The 16,381-nt window shown below is 60.2% G+C and carries 14 protein-coding genes; 8 read left to right on the top strand and 6 right to left on the bottom strand.

The window, feature by feature from the left end:
* Positions 1-33 precede the first annotated feature (33 nt).
* The 3 genes from KO492_RS02870 (at position 34) to metH (ending at position 5,003) form a co-directional block, all read left to right on the top strand.
* Positions 34-1,104 carry a CobW family GTP-binding protein gene (locus KO492_RS02870; RefSeq protein WP_216043583.1) on the top strand — a complete coding sequence of 357 codons (1,071 nt, stop codon included), beginning with the start codon at positions 34-36 and terminating at the stop codon, positions 1,102-1,104.
* A gap of 135 nt (positions 1,105-1,239) precedes the next feature.
* Positions 1,240-2,271 (top strand): homocysteine S-methyltransferase family protein, encoded by a 1,032-nt coding sequence (locus tag KO492_RS02865; RefSeq protein WP_216043582.1) that lies wholly within the window; start codon positions 1,240-1,242, stop codon positions 2,269-2,271.
* Entirely contained in the window at positions 2,268-5,003 is a 2,736-nt protein-coding gene (gene metH, locus KO492_RS02860) for a methionine synthase (protein WP_216043581.1), read from the top strand. The genes KO492_RS02865 and metH overlap by 4 nt, the downstream gene beginning before the upstream one ends.
* A 109-nt stretch (positions 5,004-5,112) precedes the next feature.
* Here metH and KO492_RS02855 read toward each other — a convergent pair whose 3' ends face one another.
* Both KO492_RS02855 and KO492_RS02850 read right to left on the bottom strand, forming a co-directional pair.
* A complete protein-coding gene (locus tag KO492_RS02855; protein WP_216043580.1) occupies positions 5,113-8,205 on the bottom strand; it encodes an efflux RND transporter permease subunit in 3,093 nt (1,030 codons plus the stop codon).
* Between the two features lie 2 nt (positions 8,206-8,207).
* Positions 8,208-9,398, bottom strand: coding sequence for an efflux RND transporter periplasmic adaptor subunit (locus tag KO492_RS02850; RefSeq protein WP_216043579.1), 1,191 nt, complete (start codon positions 9,396-9,398; stop codon positions 8,208-8,210).
* A gap of 221 nt (positions 9,399-9,619) precedes the next feature.
* On the opposite strand from KO492_RS02850, the gene KO492_RS02845 reads away from it, so the two are divergent.
* The gene (locus KO492_RS02845) at positions 9,620-10,657 is read left to right on the top strand and encodes an AI-2E family transporter (RefSeq protein ID WP_216043578.1); all 1,038 of its coding nucleotides are present in this window, start codon (positions 9,620-9,622) and stop codon (positions 10,655-10,657) included.
* A gap of 28 nt (positions 10,658-10,685) precedes the next feature.
* Here KO492_RS02845 and KO492_RS18850 read toward each other — a convergent pair whose 3' ends face one another.
* The 3 genes from KO492_RS18850 to KO492_RS02830 are packed head-to-tail and all read right to left on the bottom strand — an operon-like array spanning position 10,686 to position 13,169.
* Complete coding sequence (locus KO492_RS18850) at positions 10,686-12,434, bottom strand: sensor histidine kinase (RefSeq protein WP_216043577.1); 1,749 nt, start codon at positions 12,432-12,434, stop codon at positions 10,686-10,688.
* Positions 12,431-13,027 (bottom strand): RNA polymerase sigma factor, encoded by a 597-nt coding sequence (locus KO492_RS02835; RefSeq protein ID WP_066606242.1) that lies wholly within the window; start codon positions 13,025-13,027, stop codon positions 12,431-12,433. Before KO492_RS02835 ends, KO492_RS18850 begins: the two co-directional genes overlap by 4 nt.
* The gene (locus tag KO492_RS02830) at positions 13,017-13,169 is read right to left on the bottom strand and encodes a NepR family anti-sigma factor (RefSeq protein ID WP_216043576.1); all 153 of its coding nucleotides are present in this window, start codon (positions 13,167-13,169) and stop codon (positions 13,017-13,019) included. Before KO492_RS02830 ends, KO492_RS02835 begins: the two co-directional genes overlap by 11 nt.
* Positions 13,170-13,323: 154 nt before the next feature.
* Between KO492_RS02830 and KO492_RS02825 the strand changes: the two genes are divergently transcribed.
* Entirely contained in the window at positions 13,324-14,136 is an 813-nt protein-coding gene (locus KO492_RS02825) for a response regulator (RefSeq protein WP_216043575.1), read from the top strand.
* 105 nt (positions 14,137-14,241) lie between these two features.
* Here KO492_RS02825 and KO492_RS02820 read toward each other — a convergent pair whose 3' ends face one another.
* Positions 14,242-14,415, bottom strand: coding sequence for a DUF1328 domain-containing protein (locus KO492_RS02820; protein ID WP_216043574.1), 174 nt, complete (start codon positions 14,413-14,415; stop codon positions 14,242-14,244).
* Between the two features lie 154 nt (positions 14,416-14,569).
* Between KO492_RS02820 and KO492_RS02815 the strand changes: the two genes are divergently transcribed.
* The 3 genes from KO492_RS02815 (at position 14,570) to KO492_RS02805 (ending at position 16,316) form a co-directional block, all read left to right on the top strand.
* The gene (locus KO492_RS02815) at positions 14,570-14,896 is read left to right on the top strand and encodes a DUF883 family protein (RefSeq protein ID WP_216043573.1); all 327 of its coding nucleotides are present in this window, start codon (positions 14,570-14,572) and stop codon (positions 14,894-14,896) included.
* 8 nt (positions 14,897-14,904) lie between these two features.
* Positions 14,905-15,264, top strand: a complete 360-nt coding sequence (locus KO492_RS02810; RefSeq protein WP_216043572.1) for a phage holin family protein — start codon at positions 14,905-14,907, stop codon at positions 15,262-15,264.
* A 227-nt stretch (positions 15,265-15,491) separates the two neighbouring features.
* A complete protein-coding gene (locus tag KO492_RS02805; RefSeq protein WP_216043571.1) occupies positions 15,492-16,316 on the top strand; it encodes a universal stress protein in 825 nt (274 codons plus the stop codon).
* Positions 16,317-16,381 lie beyond the last annotated feature (65 nt).

Below are 16,381 nucleotides of genomic sequence, written 5' to 3'. Positions count from 1 at the left end.
GTTCGTGACGGTGAGGCGTGACAGAAAGGGGCCATGACACGCCCCGCCTCCGAACAGCTTCCCGTCTATCTGGTCACCGGTTTTCTCGGCGCGGGGAAGACGACCCTGCTCAACCGCCTGCTGGATGATCCGACACTTCAGGACACGGCGCTGATTATCAATGAATTCGGCCTTGTTCCCGTCGATCACGATCTGGTGCAACAGGGCTCGGAACGCCCCATGCTCACCACCTCCGGCTGTATCTGCTGCACGGCGGGCAGCGATCTGCGCTCCTCGCTGGACCGGCTTCTGGCCGGACGCAAAGATGGCAGCCTGCCGCCGTTTCGCCGCGTTATTGTGGAGACCACCGGTCTTGCCGATCCGGCCCCGATCCTCAACAGCCTGATCCCCGGCGGACTTCCGGCGATGGGCCTGCGCGATCACATGGTGGCCCGCGCCTTCCGTCTGTCCTCCGTCATCACCGTGGTGAATGTCGCAGGGATTGAGGCGGCTTTGGCCAACCATCCCGAAAGCCTGCGCCAGATCGCCTTTGCCGACCACCTCGTGCTGACGCGCAGCGCTGAGGTGACGCCGGACAAGGCCGAGGCCGTGCGCGCACGGTTGCGCAGCCTGAACACATCGGCGCAAATCCATGACAGCAATGCAGAGGGTTTTGCCCCCGCTGCTCTGCTCAAGGCCGGAAGCTATTCCGCCTTTGGCAAGGGGGAGAATGTCACCGACTGGCTGAGCGCAGAGACCGGTCATGACGCCTGCGGGGCGTTCCACGATGTGAACCGCCACGGCTCGGTCACCGCCCTGCCGCTGACCGCCGATGCGCCACTGGCCCCCGAAGCGGTGCGATCCTTTCTCAATGCGCTCTGCCTGTCCACCGACAACGGCCTTTTGCGGATCAAGGGCCTTGTGGCACTCAGTGACAATCCCGCCGCGCCTGCGCTGGTCCATGCGGTCGGGCACAAGCTCTATCCGCTCCAACGGCTGGAGGCATGGCCCAACGGTGATGCACGCACGCGGCTTGTGGTGATAGGCACCCGTCTTGATACGGCCGGAATTCAGGAACAGTTTACCCGCCTCTCCGGCCCGCGCCGGAACATCCTCCCAATATGAATCTGCCTCATCATAATCATAAGAATTATTCGCTACCGCTCATGTTGGACTGCGACTATACCGCATGTTTCAACGCCCTCCGTGCCTCGCGCAGCCCCGCGCGCCTTTCAACATGCCTGTAGCCAGAGTAGAGCCATGATCAATTTTGCACTGCCCGACGCCCCGTCTCTCGCCCCGCTGCGCAAGCTGGCGGCTGAGCGTATTGTCATTCTCGACGGTGCCATGGGCACACAGGTCCAGACCCTCGGTCTGGGCGAAGAGGATTTTCAGGGAGACGGGCGTTATGACCTCAAGTCCGATCTCCCGCAGAAGGGCAACAACGACCTGTTGTCCCTGACCCAGCCAAAAGCAATTGAGGATATCCACTTCAGCTTCGCTATGGCGGGTGCGGACATCATGGAGACCAACACCTTCTCATCGACCACCATCGCGCAGGCCGATTACGGGCTGGAACATGCCGTTCATGATCTCAACGTGGCCGGTGCGCAGGTCGCACGCCGCGCCGCCGAACGCGCCGAGGCCGAGGACGGGCGCAAGCGCTATGTCGCGGGCGCGGTCGGCCCGACGAACCGCACCGCCTCGATCAGCCCCGATGTGAATGATCCGGGCTACCGTGCCGTGACCTTCAACGATCTGCGCGTGGCTTACGGCGAGCAGATCAGAGGCCTCATCGCGGGCGGGGCCGATATCATCCTGATCGAGACGATTTTCGACACGCTCAACGCCAAGGCCGCGATTTTCGCCAGTTTTGAAGCTTTCGCCGAAGCCGGTGTGCGCCTGCCGGTCATGATCTCCGGCACGATCACCGATGCGTCGGGCCGGACCCTTTCCGGCCAGACCCCCACAGCGTTCTGGCATTCCGTCATGCACGCACGGCCCTTTACCGTCGGGCTCAACTGTGCGCTGGGGGCCGAAGCCATGCGCCCGCATCTGGCCGAACTTGCCAGCGTCAGCACCTCGCTGATCTGCGCCTATCCCAACGCGGGCCTGCCCAACGCCTTCGGCCAATATGACGAGACCCCCGAGCAGACCGCCGCACAGGTGGGCGGCTTTGCCCGTGAAGGTCTGGTCAATGTTGTCGGCGGCTGCTGTGGCACCACGCCCGACCATATCCGCGCCCTTGCGGATGCTGTTGCTCCTTTTGCTCCTCGTGAGGTGTCCGTATGACCCCCTATCTGCGCCTTTCCGGTCTTGAACCCTTTGTTCTGACGCCCGACATCCCCTTTGTGAACGTAGGGGAGCGGACCAATGTCACCGGCTCCGCACGGTTTCGCAAACTGATCGTCAACCGCGACTTTACCGCAGCGCTCGACGTGGCGCGCGATCAGGTGGAGAACGGGGCCCAGATCATCGACATCAACATGGACGAGGGTCTCATCGACTCGAAAGCCGCGATGGTCGAGTTTTTGAACCTCATCGCCTCCGAACCCGATATCGCCCGTGTGCCGATCATGATCGACAGTTCCAAATGGGAGGTGATCGAGGCCGGCCTGCAATGTGTGCAGGGCAAATCGGTCGTGAACTCCATCTCGCTCAAAGAGGGTGAGGATGCCTTCCGCCATCACGCGGGGCTTTGCATGGCTTACGGCGCGGCTGTGGTAGTCATGGCCTTCGACGAACAGGGACAGGCCGACACGTTCAAGCGCAAGACAGAAATCTGCGCCCGTGCCTACCGGATTCTGGTCGAGGAAATGGGTTTCCCGCCAGAAGACATCATCTTTGATCCGAACGTCTTTGCGGTTGCGACCGGCATTGAGGAACATGACAATTACGGCGTGGACTTCATCGAGGCGACACGCTGGATCCGTGAAAACCTGCCGCATTGTCACATTTCGGGCGGGGTCTCGAACCTCTCCTTCAGCTTCCGTGGCAACGAACCGGTGCGCGAGGCGATGCATGCGGTGTTCCTCTATCACGCCATCAAGGCGGGGATGGACATGGGCATCGTCAACGCAGGACAGCTGGCGGTCTATGACCAGATCGACCCCGAACTGCGCGAGGCCTGCGAAGACGTGGTGCTCAACCGTGCGCCCAAGGCGGGCGGCACGGCCACAGAACGGCTGCTCGACATTGCCGAACGCTTCCGCGGTGACAAGCGCGAAGAGAAGGTGCGCGATCTGAAATGGCGCGAATGGCCGGTGGAGAAACGGCTTGAACATGCGCTGGTCAACGGCATCACCGAGTTTATCGAGGGTGACACCGAAGAAGCCCGCCTTGCTGCCGAACGTCCGCTCCATGTGATTGAAGGCCCGCTGATGGCGGGAATGAACGTGGTGGGCGATCTCTTCGGTGCGGGCAAGATGTTCCTGCCGCAGGTGGTGAAATCCGCCCGCGTGATGAAACAGGCCGTCGCGGTGCTTCTGCCCTATATGGAAGAGGAAAAGCGCCTCAACGGGGGCGAGGGCCGCGAAACGGCGGGCAAGGTGCTTATGGCCACGGTGAAAGGCGATGTGCATGACATCGGCAAGAACATCGTGGGCGTTGTGCTGGCCTGTAACAACTATGAAATCGTCGATCTCGGCGTCATGGTGCCGCCGCAGAAAATCCTGCAGGTCGCACGCGAGGAAAAGGTCGATGTAATCGGCCTCTCCGGTCTCATCACGCCGAGCCTTGACGAGATGGTGCATCTGGCCTCCGAGATGGAGCGCGAGAAGTTCGACATTCCGCTGCTCATCGGCGGGGCCACCACGTCCAAGGTCCACACGGCGGTGAAAATCGCGCCGCGCTATTCCGGCCCTGCGGTCTATGTGCTCGATGCCAGCCGCGCCGTGGGTGTCGTGGGCAAACTGTTGTCTGCCGCCAACAAAGACGAATATGTCGCGGAAATCCGTGCCGAATATACCAAGGTCACGGAACGCCACGAACGCTCCGAACGGGACAAGGAGCGCCTGCCGCTGGCAAAGGCGCGGGCGAACCCCTTCCGGATCGACTGGAGTGATTACACGGTTGCTGCGCCGGAGTTTCTTGGCACGCGGGTCATTGAGGACTGGGATCTCGCCGAGATTGCGAACTACATTGACTGGACGCCGTTCTTCCGCACATGGGAGCTCAAAGGCGTCTACCCGAAAATCCTCGACGACCCGAAACAGGGCGAAGCGGCGCGTGCGTTGTTTGATGATGCGAAAGCCATGCTCAAACGGATTATTGACGAGAAATGGTTCACGCCGCGCGCTGTGGTCGGGTTCTGGCCGGCCAATGCGACCGGTGACGACATCCGGCTCTACACGGATGACGCGCGCCGCGAGGAACTGGCCATGCTGCACACGCTCCGCCAGCAACATTCCAAACGCGCGGGCAAGCCGAATGTGGCCCTGTCCGACTTTGTCGCGCCTGAGGGCGGGCCTGCGGACTATGTCGGCGGCTTCGTTGTCACCGCAGGGCCGCAAGAGGCCGAGCTTGCCGCACGGTTCGACCGCGAGAACGACAATTACTCCTCCATTCTGGTCAAGGCCCTCGCGGACCGCTACGCCGAGGCTATGGCGGAGATGCTGCACGAACGGGTGCGCCGCAACTATTGGGGCTATGCCAAGGACGAGACCTTCGCCCCCGAAGAATTGATCGCGGAACCCTATCGCGGCATCCGTCCGGCCCCCGGCTATCCGGCGCAGCCCGACCATACGGAGAAAAAGACCCTCTTCCGCCTGCTCAATGCCCAAGAGGCCACAGGCGTCGAACTGACCGAGAGCATGGCGATGTGGCCGGGCTCGTCCGTATCTGGGCTCTATCTTGGACATCCGGACGCCTACTACTTTGGCGTCGCCAAAATCGAGCGCGATCAGGTTGTGGATTATGCCGCACGCAAGGGGATGGAGATCGAGGAAGCCGAGCGCTGGCTCGCGCCGATCCTGAACTACATCCCGAAAGCCGCGCGCAGCACATCCGCCGATCAGGTGGCCTGAGTGGTAGACCCCGCGGCTCCGACCGGCGGGACACCGGTTTTCATCGTGATAAAATAGCACAAGAGGCGCTCAGTGCGCCTCTTGTTGTTTCTTGTGATGGGTGACGGGATCAGGCGGAGCGATGTGTCAGCTTGCGCACGATCACATAGAACGCCGGCACCATGAAAATCCCGATAAAAGTTGCCGCGGTCATCCCGCCCAACACGCCCAGACCGATGGCATTTTGCGCCGAGGCCCCTGCCCCCGACGCCGTAGCCAGCGGCAGAACCCCCAGCATAAAGGCCAGAGAGGTCATCAGGATCGGCCGCAGACGCAGCTTGGCGGCTTCAATCGCGGCGGCCACGGTTTTCATGCCCTTCTCTTCCAGCCCGCGGGCAAATTCCACGATCAGGATCGCGTTTTTCGCCGCAAGACCGATAGTGGTGAGAATACCGACCTTGAAATAGACGTCATTCGACTGCCCGAAGATCCATGCAAACGCCAGTGCCCCGAAGACCCCCACGGGCACCGCCAGCATGACGGAGAACGGGATGGTCCAGCTTTCATAAAGCGCGGCCAGACAGAGGAAGACCACCAGCACGGACAGCGCGTAGAGATAGGGCGCCTGATTACCGGATTGCTGTTCCTGATAGGACAGGCCCGTCCAAGCCACCCCGTAGCCGCCGTCCAGAGACTCGGCGAGCTCCTGAATGGCGGTCATCGCCTCACCGGAACTGACGCCTGTTGAAGGCTCGCCGGAGAACGCGATGGAGCTGATCGCATCGATCCGCTTCAAGGTCGGCACGTTGGACACCCATTCGGTGGTCACAAAGGCGGAGAACGGCACCATTTCCCCGTCATCATTGCGGGCATACCAGTTTTCCACATCTTCCGGCTGCATCCGGTAGGCCGCATCGGCCATCACAATCACCGGACGCAAGGAACCGTCGAGGTCGAAGTCATTGACCTCGGAGCCGGAGAAGATCGTGGCGAGGATGCTGTTGACCTCGCTCACGGAAACCCCGAAGCTCTCGGCCTTTTGCTGATCGATGTTGAGTTTCAACACGGCTTCCGTGTCGGTCCCCGTCACCCGAATGTTCTCAAGGCGGCTGTCGGCATTGGCCAGCGCCTCCAGTTCCTCCGCCGCCGCGCGCAGGGCGTCGGTGCCATTGCTGGCATAATCCACCAGTTCCATGGAGAACCCGTTGGTGTTGCCAAGCCCCTGAATGGCAGGCGGCTGCACGAACAACACAGTGCCTGCACGCAGACCCGCGAATTTCATCGTTGCGCGATTGGCCACCGCTGCCGCCGACAGGGCATCATCTGTGCGTTCCTCGAAGTCCTTGAGCTTTACAAAGACCATTGCATAGTTCTGCCCCGAGCCTTGGAAGCTGAAACCGAAAGTTGCGAAGGTGCTGTCCACCGCATCGGCTTCCTCATTTTGCAGGTAGTTTTCGACCTCAGTGACGACGCTTTCGGTCTGCGGTGTGGTCGAGCCTTCGGAAAGCTCGATCATGACCATGAGAACGCCTTGGTCCTCTTGCGGCAGGAAGGAGCTTGCAAGCCGTGTGTAAAGCCCCGAGCCGCCCGCGATGAGAAGCACGAGCACTCCCAGCATAATCACCGGCTTTTTGAGAATGCGTGACACGCCCGAGGTATAGCTCCCGTTCAAACGGTCGAAATTGCGGTTGAACCAGCGCGCGGGCGCAATGCCGTCGCCATGATGGGTCGGACGCAAAATCGTAGCGCAAAGCGCAGGCGTCAGGATCAGGGCCACCAACGCGGACAGAGCCATCGCCGAGATGATCGTCACCGAGAACTGGCGATAGATCACCCCCGTCGAGCCGCTGAAAAAGGCCATCGGCAGGAACACGGCGGACAGCACCACAGCAATCCCGATCAGGGCGCCGGTGATCTCTTTCATGCTTTTGATCGTGGCTTCCAGAGGCGAAAGGCTTTCATCCTCGATCATCCGCTCGACATTCTCCACCACCACAATCGCGTCATCCACCAGCAACCCGATGGCAAGCACCATGGCGAACATGGTGAGCGTGTTGATCGAAAATCCGAGCGCGGAGAGTACTGCAAAGGTCCCTGCCAGAACCACAGGCACGGCGATGATCGGAATGATCGTCGCGCGCCATTTTTGCAGGAAGACGAGGATCACGAAGAACACAAGCACGATGGCTTCGATCAGCGTATGGTAGACTTTCTCAATCGACAGCACGACAAAGGGCGAGGTGTCATAGGCAATCCGGAACTCGACCCCTTCGGGCAGGGATTTTTCCAGATTGTCGAGGGTTTTATAGACAGCTTCGGCGGTATCGACGGCATTCGCACCGGTGGCGAGGTTCACCCCGAAACCGGAAGCATTGACGCCATTGAACCGTGAATCCGATCCGTAATCTTCCTGCCCGATCTCGATCCGTGCCACATCGCCCAGAAAGACGGAACTGCCGTCTTCGTCCGTGGTCAACAGGATGTTTTCGAACTCATCGACCGAGGTCAACTGGCTCTGCGCCGTGATTGTGGCGGTGAACTGTTGGCCCGACACTGTGGGTTGATCGCCCAGACTGCCGACCGTGACGGTGCTGTTTTGTTCCTCCACCGCGCTGGTCACATCGGAGGGCGTCAGGCTGTATTTCGCAAGACTCAGCGGATCGAGCCAGATGCGCATGGCGTAGCCGGACCCGAAACTGTTGATGCCGCCAACGCCTTCGGTCCGTTCAATCGGGCCTTCGACCTGTTCTTCGAGAATATTGCCAAGTTCGATGGTGGAATATTTTCCGTCCGTGGAGACGATCGCGCCGATCATCAGGATGGAAGATGTCGAGCGCTCCACCGTGACACCGGCATCCTGCACCGTATCCGGCAACTGGCTTTCAATCTCAGAGATTTTCGTCTGCACCTCGCTGAGCGCCGTGGTCGCATCAATCGAGCCGTCAAAAACAAGCGAAATGGAGGCCGAGTTTTCCTGCGAGGTGCTCTGCATGTAGAGCATCCCGTCAATATCCGTGAGGTTGTCCTCGATCACCGAAGTCACCGAGTCCTCAACGGCTGAGGCTGTTGCCCCCGAATAGGTGGCGGAAATGCGGATGGTTGTTGGCGCAATGTCGGGATATTGCGACACAGGCAGTTGCGTATAGGCGAAGATCCCCGCCAACATGGTCACAATGGCCAGAACCCATGCGAAGATGGGACGATGGATAAAGAAATTTACCATGGTTATTCAGCCTCGGATTGGGTTTCGGACTCCGCGACCACCACATCCTCGACCACGCCGGACTCATTGATCGTCACCGGCACAGTGGTGATCTCCGCCCCGTCTTTGAGATTGGTCAGCCCGTCGAGAATGATCATATCTCCGACTTCGACACCTTCCGTCACGATCCATGCGTTCTCTGCCGTGCCGCTATAGGTCAAGGTGACCTGATGGGCCGTGCCATCCTCGGCGACAAAAGCCGTCAGCGTGCCGTCACTCTGGCGCGTCGTGGCGCGTTGCGGGACCAGAATTCCGCGGGTGGTGCCGAAGATCACTTCCGCGCGCAGGAATTGTCCGGGCATGATCTTGTGTTCCGGATTGTCGAATTCGAACCGCGAGTCGATGGAACCTGTTGTGGTCGAGACCGTCACACCGGGGCTCACCAGCGTGCCTTTGCGGTCGTAGACATCACCGTTCTCCAGCGTCAATTCCACGTCAAGCTCCTTGCCCGGCGTCAAGGTGCCGTCATCAAAGAGTTCGCCGATGCGCATCCGGCGGGCCGAACTTTCCGAGACATCAACATAGACCGGATCAAGCCGCGTCACAGTGGTCAGCGCATCGCTCTGGTTGGCCGTCACCAGCGAGCCGATGGAAAATTCCGGCACATCCGGAATACCGGCAATCGGGCTGCGGATTTCCACGCGCTCAAGATCAAGCTGCGCCTGCTGCAAATCGGCTTCGGCGCTTTTCACACCGGCTTTGGCTTGCGCCAGAGTGGCCCGTGCGCTCTCCAGATCGGAGGTCGAAGCCCCAACGCCTTCAAGTTTTGCATAGCGGTCATAGAGGGCCTGCGCGGTGCTGAGTGTGGCCTTGGCGCTGTCGAGCGCGGCTTCGGCAGAGACCAGCGCCGCCTCATAGGTTTCCGAATCGAGGCGGAACAGCAAGTCCCCCTCCTCGACGCGCCGTCCGGGAGTATAGGCAATCTCCTTGATCACGCCTTCGACGCGGGGCCGGATTTCTGTTTCCTCTTTGGCCACGGCCCGTCCCGGCATGGTGGTGGACACAGGCACCTCGGACTCGGTCAGTTCCATGACACCGACCTCGGTGACCTGCCCCGGACCGCCCATCGGCGCGCCTTGAGCATAGCTGAAAGAGGGAATGGCAAGACAAACTAGTGCGGCGGAGAAACGAAGCGCCCGCAGGGATAGAGGCATGAAGATGTGTCCTTTTATTGTAGTTTTTGACCGAGGGTGCGTGTGGCAATACCGCCGTTATACGCAACCTGTCCGGTTTTCTGTCTCAGGGTTTTCCAATTTATACTGTGCTCATGTGAACAGGTCTGTGACACGATTGCACAACGCGCCTCCATGCCAAATCAGAGCAAACGGGAACCAATTGCGCTCCGGCGGCGTTCTTTGTGCAAACGGAGAACAACATGACACAGATCACGACGCAGATTTTGCGGGGGCATTGGGCCTTAATCCTTCTGACCCTGCTTGCGGTCGTGGCCGCTCTCGATGCCTCCCAAACCCTTGTTGCGCCCTTTGTGCTGGCCTTTGTCTGCGCCGTGGTGCTTTCCCCCGTCTCTGCCTTCTGGGCACGTATCGGCCTGCCGCCGACAGCGGGTGCCCTGTTGAGCTTCGGCTCTGTCCTGAGCCTCTTGGCCGCTTTGGTATTTTTCGCCGAACCGCTGGTCGAACGGGCCTATGCGCAAATCCCCAGCATCAAATCCGAACTGCAAGAAGGCCTCGGCCATCTGCGGCAACTTTTTCGCGGCATCAGCGATGTGACGCAGGAAGTGCAAGACACGATCTCACCGGAAAATGCCGCCTCCGAAGACGGGCAGTCCGTGAACCTGCCCTCACTCGGCGATGCTCTCTTTGCCGCGCCGTCTCTGGCGGCTCAGGTTCTGCTTTTTGCAGGGGCGCTGTTCTTCATCCTTCTGTCGCGGGACGAGCTTTATGGGGCCATCTCCAAACTGCACCCGCAAAGCCCCTCCATCGCCTGTCTGCGCGACGCGGATGCGCGGGTGTCTCGGTATTTCCTGACCATCACGCTCATCAACACCTGTTTCGGCGCCATTGTGGCACTGGCGCTGGCGGCAATCGGTCTACCCGGTGCGATGCTTTGGGGCGGGATTGCCGCCATGATGAATTTCATTCTCTATGTCGGCCCTGCAATGGTCGCGCTTGTGCTGCTGGTGGCGGGGCTCATGTCCTTTGACGGTGCGTTGTCCTTTGCACCCGCGGCGGCCTTTGTGATGCTGAACATGATGGAGGGCCAGTTCATCACCCCGACCCTCGTCGGACGTCATATGCAGGTCAACCCGCTGCTGGTCTTTCTGTCCCTGTGCTTCTGGCTCTGGCTTTGGGGACCGCTCGGCGGTTTCATCGCCATTCCGCTGCTGGTCTGGGGGCTGGCCGTGTTCAAAGGGATCGGTCCTGCACCCTGCCCTGACACGTCGCGCCCCTGAGGCCAAATGGCCCCAGAGGCGCTACAGGTCATTCCATCTCGGAAATCCCGCTGTCCGTCTCTGCATCATCGAAATCGGCTATCGGGAAATCCACGATGACACTGTAATGCAGATCATCTTCCTCCACCGTCAACTTGCCGCCAAGCTGCTGGGCGAAAGCCTTGATCAGGTTGGAGCCAAGCCCCGTGCCGGAGACCTGTTCCGGCGGCACAATCGCCACGCCCTTGCTGTTCTCGATCGCAAGCCGCGCCATATCTGGGGCGATCTGGGTCAGGCTGACATAGACATAGGGCGCGCCGCCTGTCGGACGCCCGACATATTTCAGCGCATTGGTCGAGGCCTCCGCCGCCAAAAGCGACAAGGGCACCGCCTGATCGGGATACAGCACAACCGGCTCATAGGTTTCCGCGCTTTTCAGGCCGGTCTCATGGCCGACACCGGCGCGGATCAATTTGCCGATTGTGCTGCCCAGCAATTCATCGGCACGCACGCGACCCTCGGTGGTCGTCTCGTAAAGGCTGCGATGAACCGTGGCGATGCTCATCACACGGCCCTGCACCTCCTTGAGCGCAAAACGCGCCTCGGGCGTCCGCGCCTTTCGCACCTTCATATTCACAATAGAAGCAATGAGTTGCAGATTGTTCTTGACCCTGTGATGCACCTCTTTGAGCAACACGGATTTGTCGTGGATATTGTCCTCAAGCTCCGCCTCGTCGCGGATCACCGTGTCTGCAAGATCATGCCAAGCCTCGTCGATCTCGCGCAACTCACGCGGCAGCGCCATGTCTTTCGAGCGGCGGGCATGGCGTCGTGTGGAAGCAAAATCCCGCATATCGCGGCTGAGATGGCGGATGTGTTTGATCGCCAGCCGGTGCACAGCGAAATAGGCCACGCCAAGGCTGGTGAGCCACATGGCAATCGGAAAGATCATCGGGGTCGTCATGGTGAACCCCGGCGCAACCGACAGGCGTTCACGCGGCCAGCTGCCGATGGCATAGACCTGATTGCGCAGGATCGGAACCACGGCGAAAATCCGGTCTTCACCGTCATTGGTCGTGCCGAGGAAGGACATGCGATACTGGCCGGTCAGATTGGCCAGAGGGCGCCCCTTGGGCAAACGGTCCTGAATATGGTCCAGCCCACCCGCAGCGCTCAGGATTTCGCCTTCCCGGTTGAAGGTGATGAGTTCCACAGGGCGGTCAACCGGCGCATTGTCCAGCACCATCCGGCTTTCGTTATGCGGCAGGGACACCGCCACATAACCCGCAAACGCCCCGTCGATATTCACGGGCGAAGACAGGACAATGACAGAGGTTCCGCTGATCGGCGCACTAAGCGTCAGATCGCTGCGCGGAGCGGGGTTTTCGATCATGTCGTGGTAAACTTCGCCCTCGCTAAAGTCATAACCGACCGAGCTTGTCCCGCATTTGAGAATACCATCCAACCCGACAAAACCCGCGAAAGAAAACGCGGGGCTTTGCGCGACAAAGTCCAGAAAAATCTGACTACACGCCGGTGAGTCCGTATCCATGGAGGGGATCACCGCAGCCAGCGCGTTGGTCGCGCCGAAACCGGAGCGGATAAACCCCTCTTCCCCCGCCGCCGCCTGTGCGGTCAGAGCGAGAAGGTTGCTCTTTGCACGGTCGTCGGCGGCGTTCGAGAACTGATGCGTCAGCGAGACGGCAATCAACCCGATCGGGAAAAGCGCGATGGAGAGAAGTGCGGCCAGCCGCACGCCCAGCCCGTCGACATACCGCCGCCAGCCCCCGCCTGTCACGCGGCATTCCCCCGTCCGGGGATGGCCGAACTCATGACCGCCATGGTTTCCTGATCGGTCAGTTCCAGACTGGCACCTTCCTCCAGTCCCAAAATCCCGACCAAACTCTGACGCGCACGGTTGACGCGGCTCTTGATCGTGCCCACAGCCACCTCACAGGTCTCTGCGGCTTCCTCATAGGAAAACCCCATCGCGCCCACCAGCATCAGCGCCTCGCGCTGTTCGGGTTTGAGTTGAACGAAAGCAGTCTCGAAATCGGCCATCGCAAGACGCCCGTCATGATCCGGCTTCTCCGCAAGCGTGGCCGCAAAGGCCCCGTCCGTGTCCTGCACCTCGCGCCTGTGTTTGCGGCGGTCGGAATAGAACGTGTTGCGCAGGATCGTGAAAAGCCACGCCCGCATATTTGTTCCGGCCTGAAAGGATGCCATATTTTTCCACGCCTTGATCACCGCATCCTGCACCAGATCGTCGGCTTGTGAGGAATTGCGGGTCAAGCTAAGGGCAAAGGCACGCATGGCGGGCAAATGGGTGACGATCTCTTCGCGCGGATCAAGAGCGCTTTCGTCCTGCGGAGGGCTATCTTTATTTGTCATGCTGGGCGTCCTGCTCCTTGAGTTGCTCAAGCAGGCTCAAGAAGCGGTCAGGAATCTCTTCCTCCAGCGTCTTTTGATATACCCGTCGCAAATTTTCCTCGATTTGCTCGTCAAGCTCGTGTTTTTGTTCGTTCTGCGCCATTGTCTTTCCTGTAACCTGAGCCGTTTCGGGGCGTCTGAGGCCCCTCTCATCCCCATCTCTTCGAATGTTAGCCCGAAAAATTTCTACTGTCTTCGGAACCAAACGCTTCGTCTGTGCGTTTGGTTCCGAAGAATTCGAAAAAAGGACGATATTTATGTCGACAGCTGTGAACGAGAAGTCCCTGTCCCTCACCGTGGCCAGCCTTCTGCCCTACCTGCGCCGTTATGCGCGTGCTTTGACCGGAGACCAGCAGACCGGCGACAAATATGCCGCGACGACGCTTGAGGCGCTTTTGAGCGACCGCTCCGTCTTTAAACAGATCGAGAGCCCGAAGGTCGCGCTGTTCCATGCCTTCCATCTGATCTGGTCCAGCGCAGGCGCGCCCACGGGCGAGGACGAGACCGGTCTTGCCAAACGCGCACAGGCCCATTTGCGACGCCTGACGCCCAACACGCGCGAGGCGCTTTTGCTTCACACGATCGAGGAATTCACCCTTGATGACGTGGCGCAGATCATGGGCAACACCGTCGACGAGGTCGAGCACCTTTTGAGCATTGCCGACGCGGAAATGGCCGAGAGCATTCAGGGCCGTGTGATGGTGATCGAAGACGAGGCCATCATCGCGCTGGACCTTCAGGGCATTGTCTCCGACATGGGTCACCAGATTACCGGCGTGGCCAGCATCGCCAGCGAAGCGGTGACACTCGCCGCCGAGACCAAACCCGATCTGATCCTCTCGGACATCCAGCTGGCCGATGGCTCTTCGGGCATCGACGCGGTGAACGCCATTTTGAAAAGCGCCAAGGATGTGCCTGTGATCTTCATCACCGCCTTCCCCGAACGCCTGCTGACAGGCGAGCGACCCGAGCCGGCCTTTGTGATCACCAAACCCTACAGCGAGGATCAGGTGCGCTCTGCCGTGTCTCAGGCGATGTTCTTCTCCAGCACGGAAACGCTTCTGGCCTGACGCTTCATGCCTGGCAACGGCTTTGACATTGTGTGAAATGCAAAACGCCCCGTCGATCTCTCGGCGGGGCGTTTTTCTATGTTTTCAGCGGGATGCAAATCCTCCTTAAACCGGAGGTTTGCCCCGCACCGCCCGCGCGATCATCGCCACGAGAAACAGCACGATAAAGATAAAGAACAGAACTTGCGCGATCCCTGCGGAGGCGCTGGCGATCCCGCCAAAGCCGAAAACCGCAGCGATAATTGCGACAGCGAGAAAAGTAAGTGCCCAGCCAAGCATGAGTGTCTCCTTCGTTATTTCGATCAATGCGCCTGTTTGGCGCGGTCTGTAAAAGAAACGATCCGCCGCACACAAAAGTTCCCAAAACTTATTTCGGAACTTTTCGCAGGAGTTGCGCATTGGGTCTGTAACAACGCAACAAAGGAGAACCATCATGGCACGTGCTCAAACCAATGGCACCACGCAAGAGACCTCCGCCGAACTCTCGGCACAGATCGAAACCCTGAAAGCCGATGTGGCCGAACTGACCAGCACGCTGGCGGATTACGGACGCGCTCGCAAAGACCTGCTCGAACACAGCGCCGAAGAGAGCTTTGACGCGGCCAAACAAAAAGGCGTGGAAACCGCCGAGCAGGCTCGTCAACAGGCCCGCGACGCCTACGCCGGTGCGGAAAAGACGGTGCGCGCCAACCCCGCCGCATCAGTCGGCATCGCGGCCGGTGTCGGCTTTCTCGCCGGTCTTCTGGCCACCCGCCGGTGAGCCGCGCCATGTTCAGCGCTGCGCAATCACATCTGGCTCGGGGCGCACGTCGTGCGGCCTGGGCCACCGCCGGTGGCGGCCTGCTTGCCGTGGGCACGGCATTTCTCACCGTCGCGGCATGGCTTGTGCTCACCGAGACCCGCGACGCACAGTTCGCCGCTCTGGTGATCGGGCTGTTTTATGTCGGGGCCGGCCTCGTCGCTCTGGCGCTCGGAACCAAGGGCAAATCCAAGTCCCCAGTCACCGCCGCCGCGCCGCACACGCCCCAAGACGGGCAACACGACGTGTTCGAGCGGATCGCTGCGGCCTTTGGCGAAGGGTTTCAGGCGGGCAAGGCCATGAAACGCACGTCCTCGCGCGCGCCCTGAAAGCTGGCGCCCGCGTTTCTCTTTGTGCCCGCCGGTTGTTCTTGCCGGTTGATCCTCCTTGCGCCAACCTCCTCCCTGAAAAATCGCATTTTTCTGCGTTTTTTCTGCATGTCACCTCTCAAAACCCCCCGCCAACATTCCTATGTCGAAGGTAGGCCTGCACGGCAACGGCGATACAGCACTGGCCAGAGCGGGGGGACATTAGATTTGAGTGGAGGAAATTCTTGATGAAAAAAATTCTTGTTGCCAGCGACATGACATCGCGGTCTGACCGGGCTATGGAACGCGCCGTGCAACTTGCAACCCAACACGGGGCCAAACTGGTCGTCATGCATGTGATTGACGATGACCTGCCAAGTCAGGTGGTCTCCCAGATGCGCCAGACGGCCGAAGAAACCCTTGGGGCTATTCTCTCCTCCGACCATGCGCCGAAAGATGCGGAAATCCGCATTGAAACCGGCGAGACAGTCGAAACCATTTCTCAGACGGCCAAAGATATTGATGCGGATCTCGTCATCCTCGGGATGCACAAACCACGCCTTTTCTGGGATATGTTCTCCGGCACCACGATGGAACGTCTGGTACGTGCGCAGAGCCGTCCGGTGCTTCTGGTCCGCGACCCTGTGACCGGCCCGTATAAATCGGTGCTTTGCGGGATCGACCTCTCGCCCTCCTGCCTTGCGGCAGGCAAAGCGGCGCTGGAGATGGTGCCCGAGGCAAAGTTCGCCACATTCCACGCGGTCCATATCCCCTACCGCGGTATGCTCGCCCCCGAGGCCAGCGAAAAACAGCTCGCGCCTTTCGTCAAGGATGCCAATGCAGAGCTGGACAAATGGTGGGAAAGCTCGGCCATTCCCAAAGGCCTGCCCAAACCGACGGTCACACCCTCCAGCGTCCAGGACGCTTTCCAAGGGGCTATGGAAGAGTCCGAGGCCGATCTCTTTGCTCTGGGCGCACACGGGCGGATGCCACTGTCTCCGACCCTCTTGGGCGGGTTCACCGAATACCAGATCCGCAACCCGCGCACGGACCTTCTGATCGTGCGCGACTGACACGAGACTGGATCACAAGGCTCGCCCCGCACTCCGGCTCCGCGCCGGACCGCGGGCGGGTCTTT

Source organism: Celeribacter halophilus, assembly GCF_018860305.1.
Taxonomy (GTDB): Bacteria; Pseudomonadota; Alphaproteobacteria; order Rhodobacterales; family Rhodobacteraceae; genus Celeribacter; species Celeribacter halophilus_A.
This window is presented reverse-complemented; position numbering and strand designations above follow the sequence as displayed.

Coding starts and splice junctions, on each gene's coding strand:
- KO492_RS02810 (WP_216043572.1), top strand. CDS start 14,905: ATGTTCAGCGCTGCGCAATCACATCTGGCTCGGGGCGCACGTCGTGCG.
- KO492_RS02825 (WP_216043575.1), top strand. CDS start 13,324: ATGTCGACAGCTGTGAACGAGAAGTCCCTGTCCCTCACCGTGGCCAGC.
- KO492_RS02845 (WP_216043578.1), top strand. CDS start 9,620: ATGACACAGATCACGACGCAGATTTTGCGGGGGCATTGGGCCTTAATC.
- KO492_RS02850 (WP_216043579.1), bottom strand. CDS start 9,398: ATGCCTCTATCCCTGCGGGCGCTTCGTTTCTCCGCCGCACTAGTTTGT.
- KO492_RS02865 (WP_216043582.1), top strand. CDS start 1,240: ATGATCAATTTTGCACTGCCCGACGCCCCGTCTCTCGCCCCGCTGCGC.
- KO492_RS02830 (WP_216043576.1), bottom strand. CDS start 13,169: ATGGCGCAGAACGAACAAAAACACGAGCTTGACGAGCAAATCGAGGAA.
- KO492_RS02835 (WP_066606242.1), bottom strand. CDS start 13,027: ATGACAAATAAAGATAGCCCTCCGCAGGACGAAAGCGCTCTTGATCCG.
- KO492_RS02870 (WP_216043583.1), top strand. CDS start 34: ATGACACGCCCCGCCTCCGAACAGCTTCCCGTCTATCTGGTCACCGGT.
- KO492_RS02805 (WP_216043571.1), top strand. CDS start 15,492: ATGAAAAAAATTCTTGTTGCCAGCGACATGACATCGCGGTCTGACCGG.
- KO492_RS02820 (WP_216043574.1), bottom strand. CDS start 14,415: ATGCTTGGCTGGGCACTTACTTTTCTCGCTGTCGCAATTATCGCTGCG.
- KO492_RS02855 (WP_216043580.1), bottom strand. CDS start 8,205: ATGGTAAATTTCTTTATCCATCGTCCCATCTTCGCATGGGTTCTGGCC.
- KO492_RS02815 (WP_216043573.1), top strand. CDS start 14,570: ATGGCACGTGCTCAAACCAATGGCACCACGCAAGAGACCTCCGCCGAA.
- metH (WP_216043581.1), top strand. CDS start 2,268: ATGACCCCCTATCTGCGCCTTTCCGGTCTTGAACCCTTTGTTCTGACG.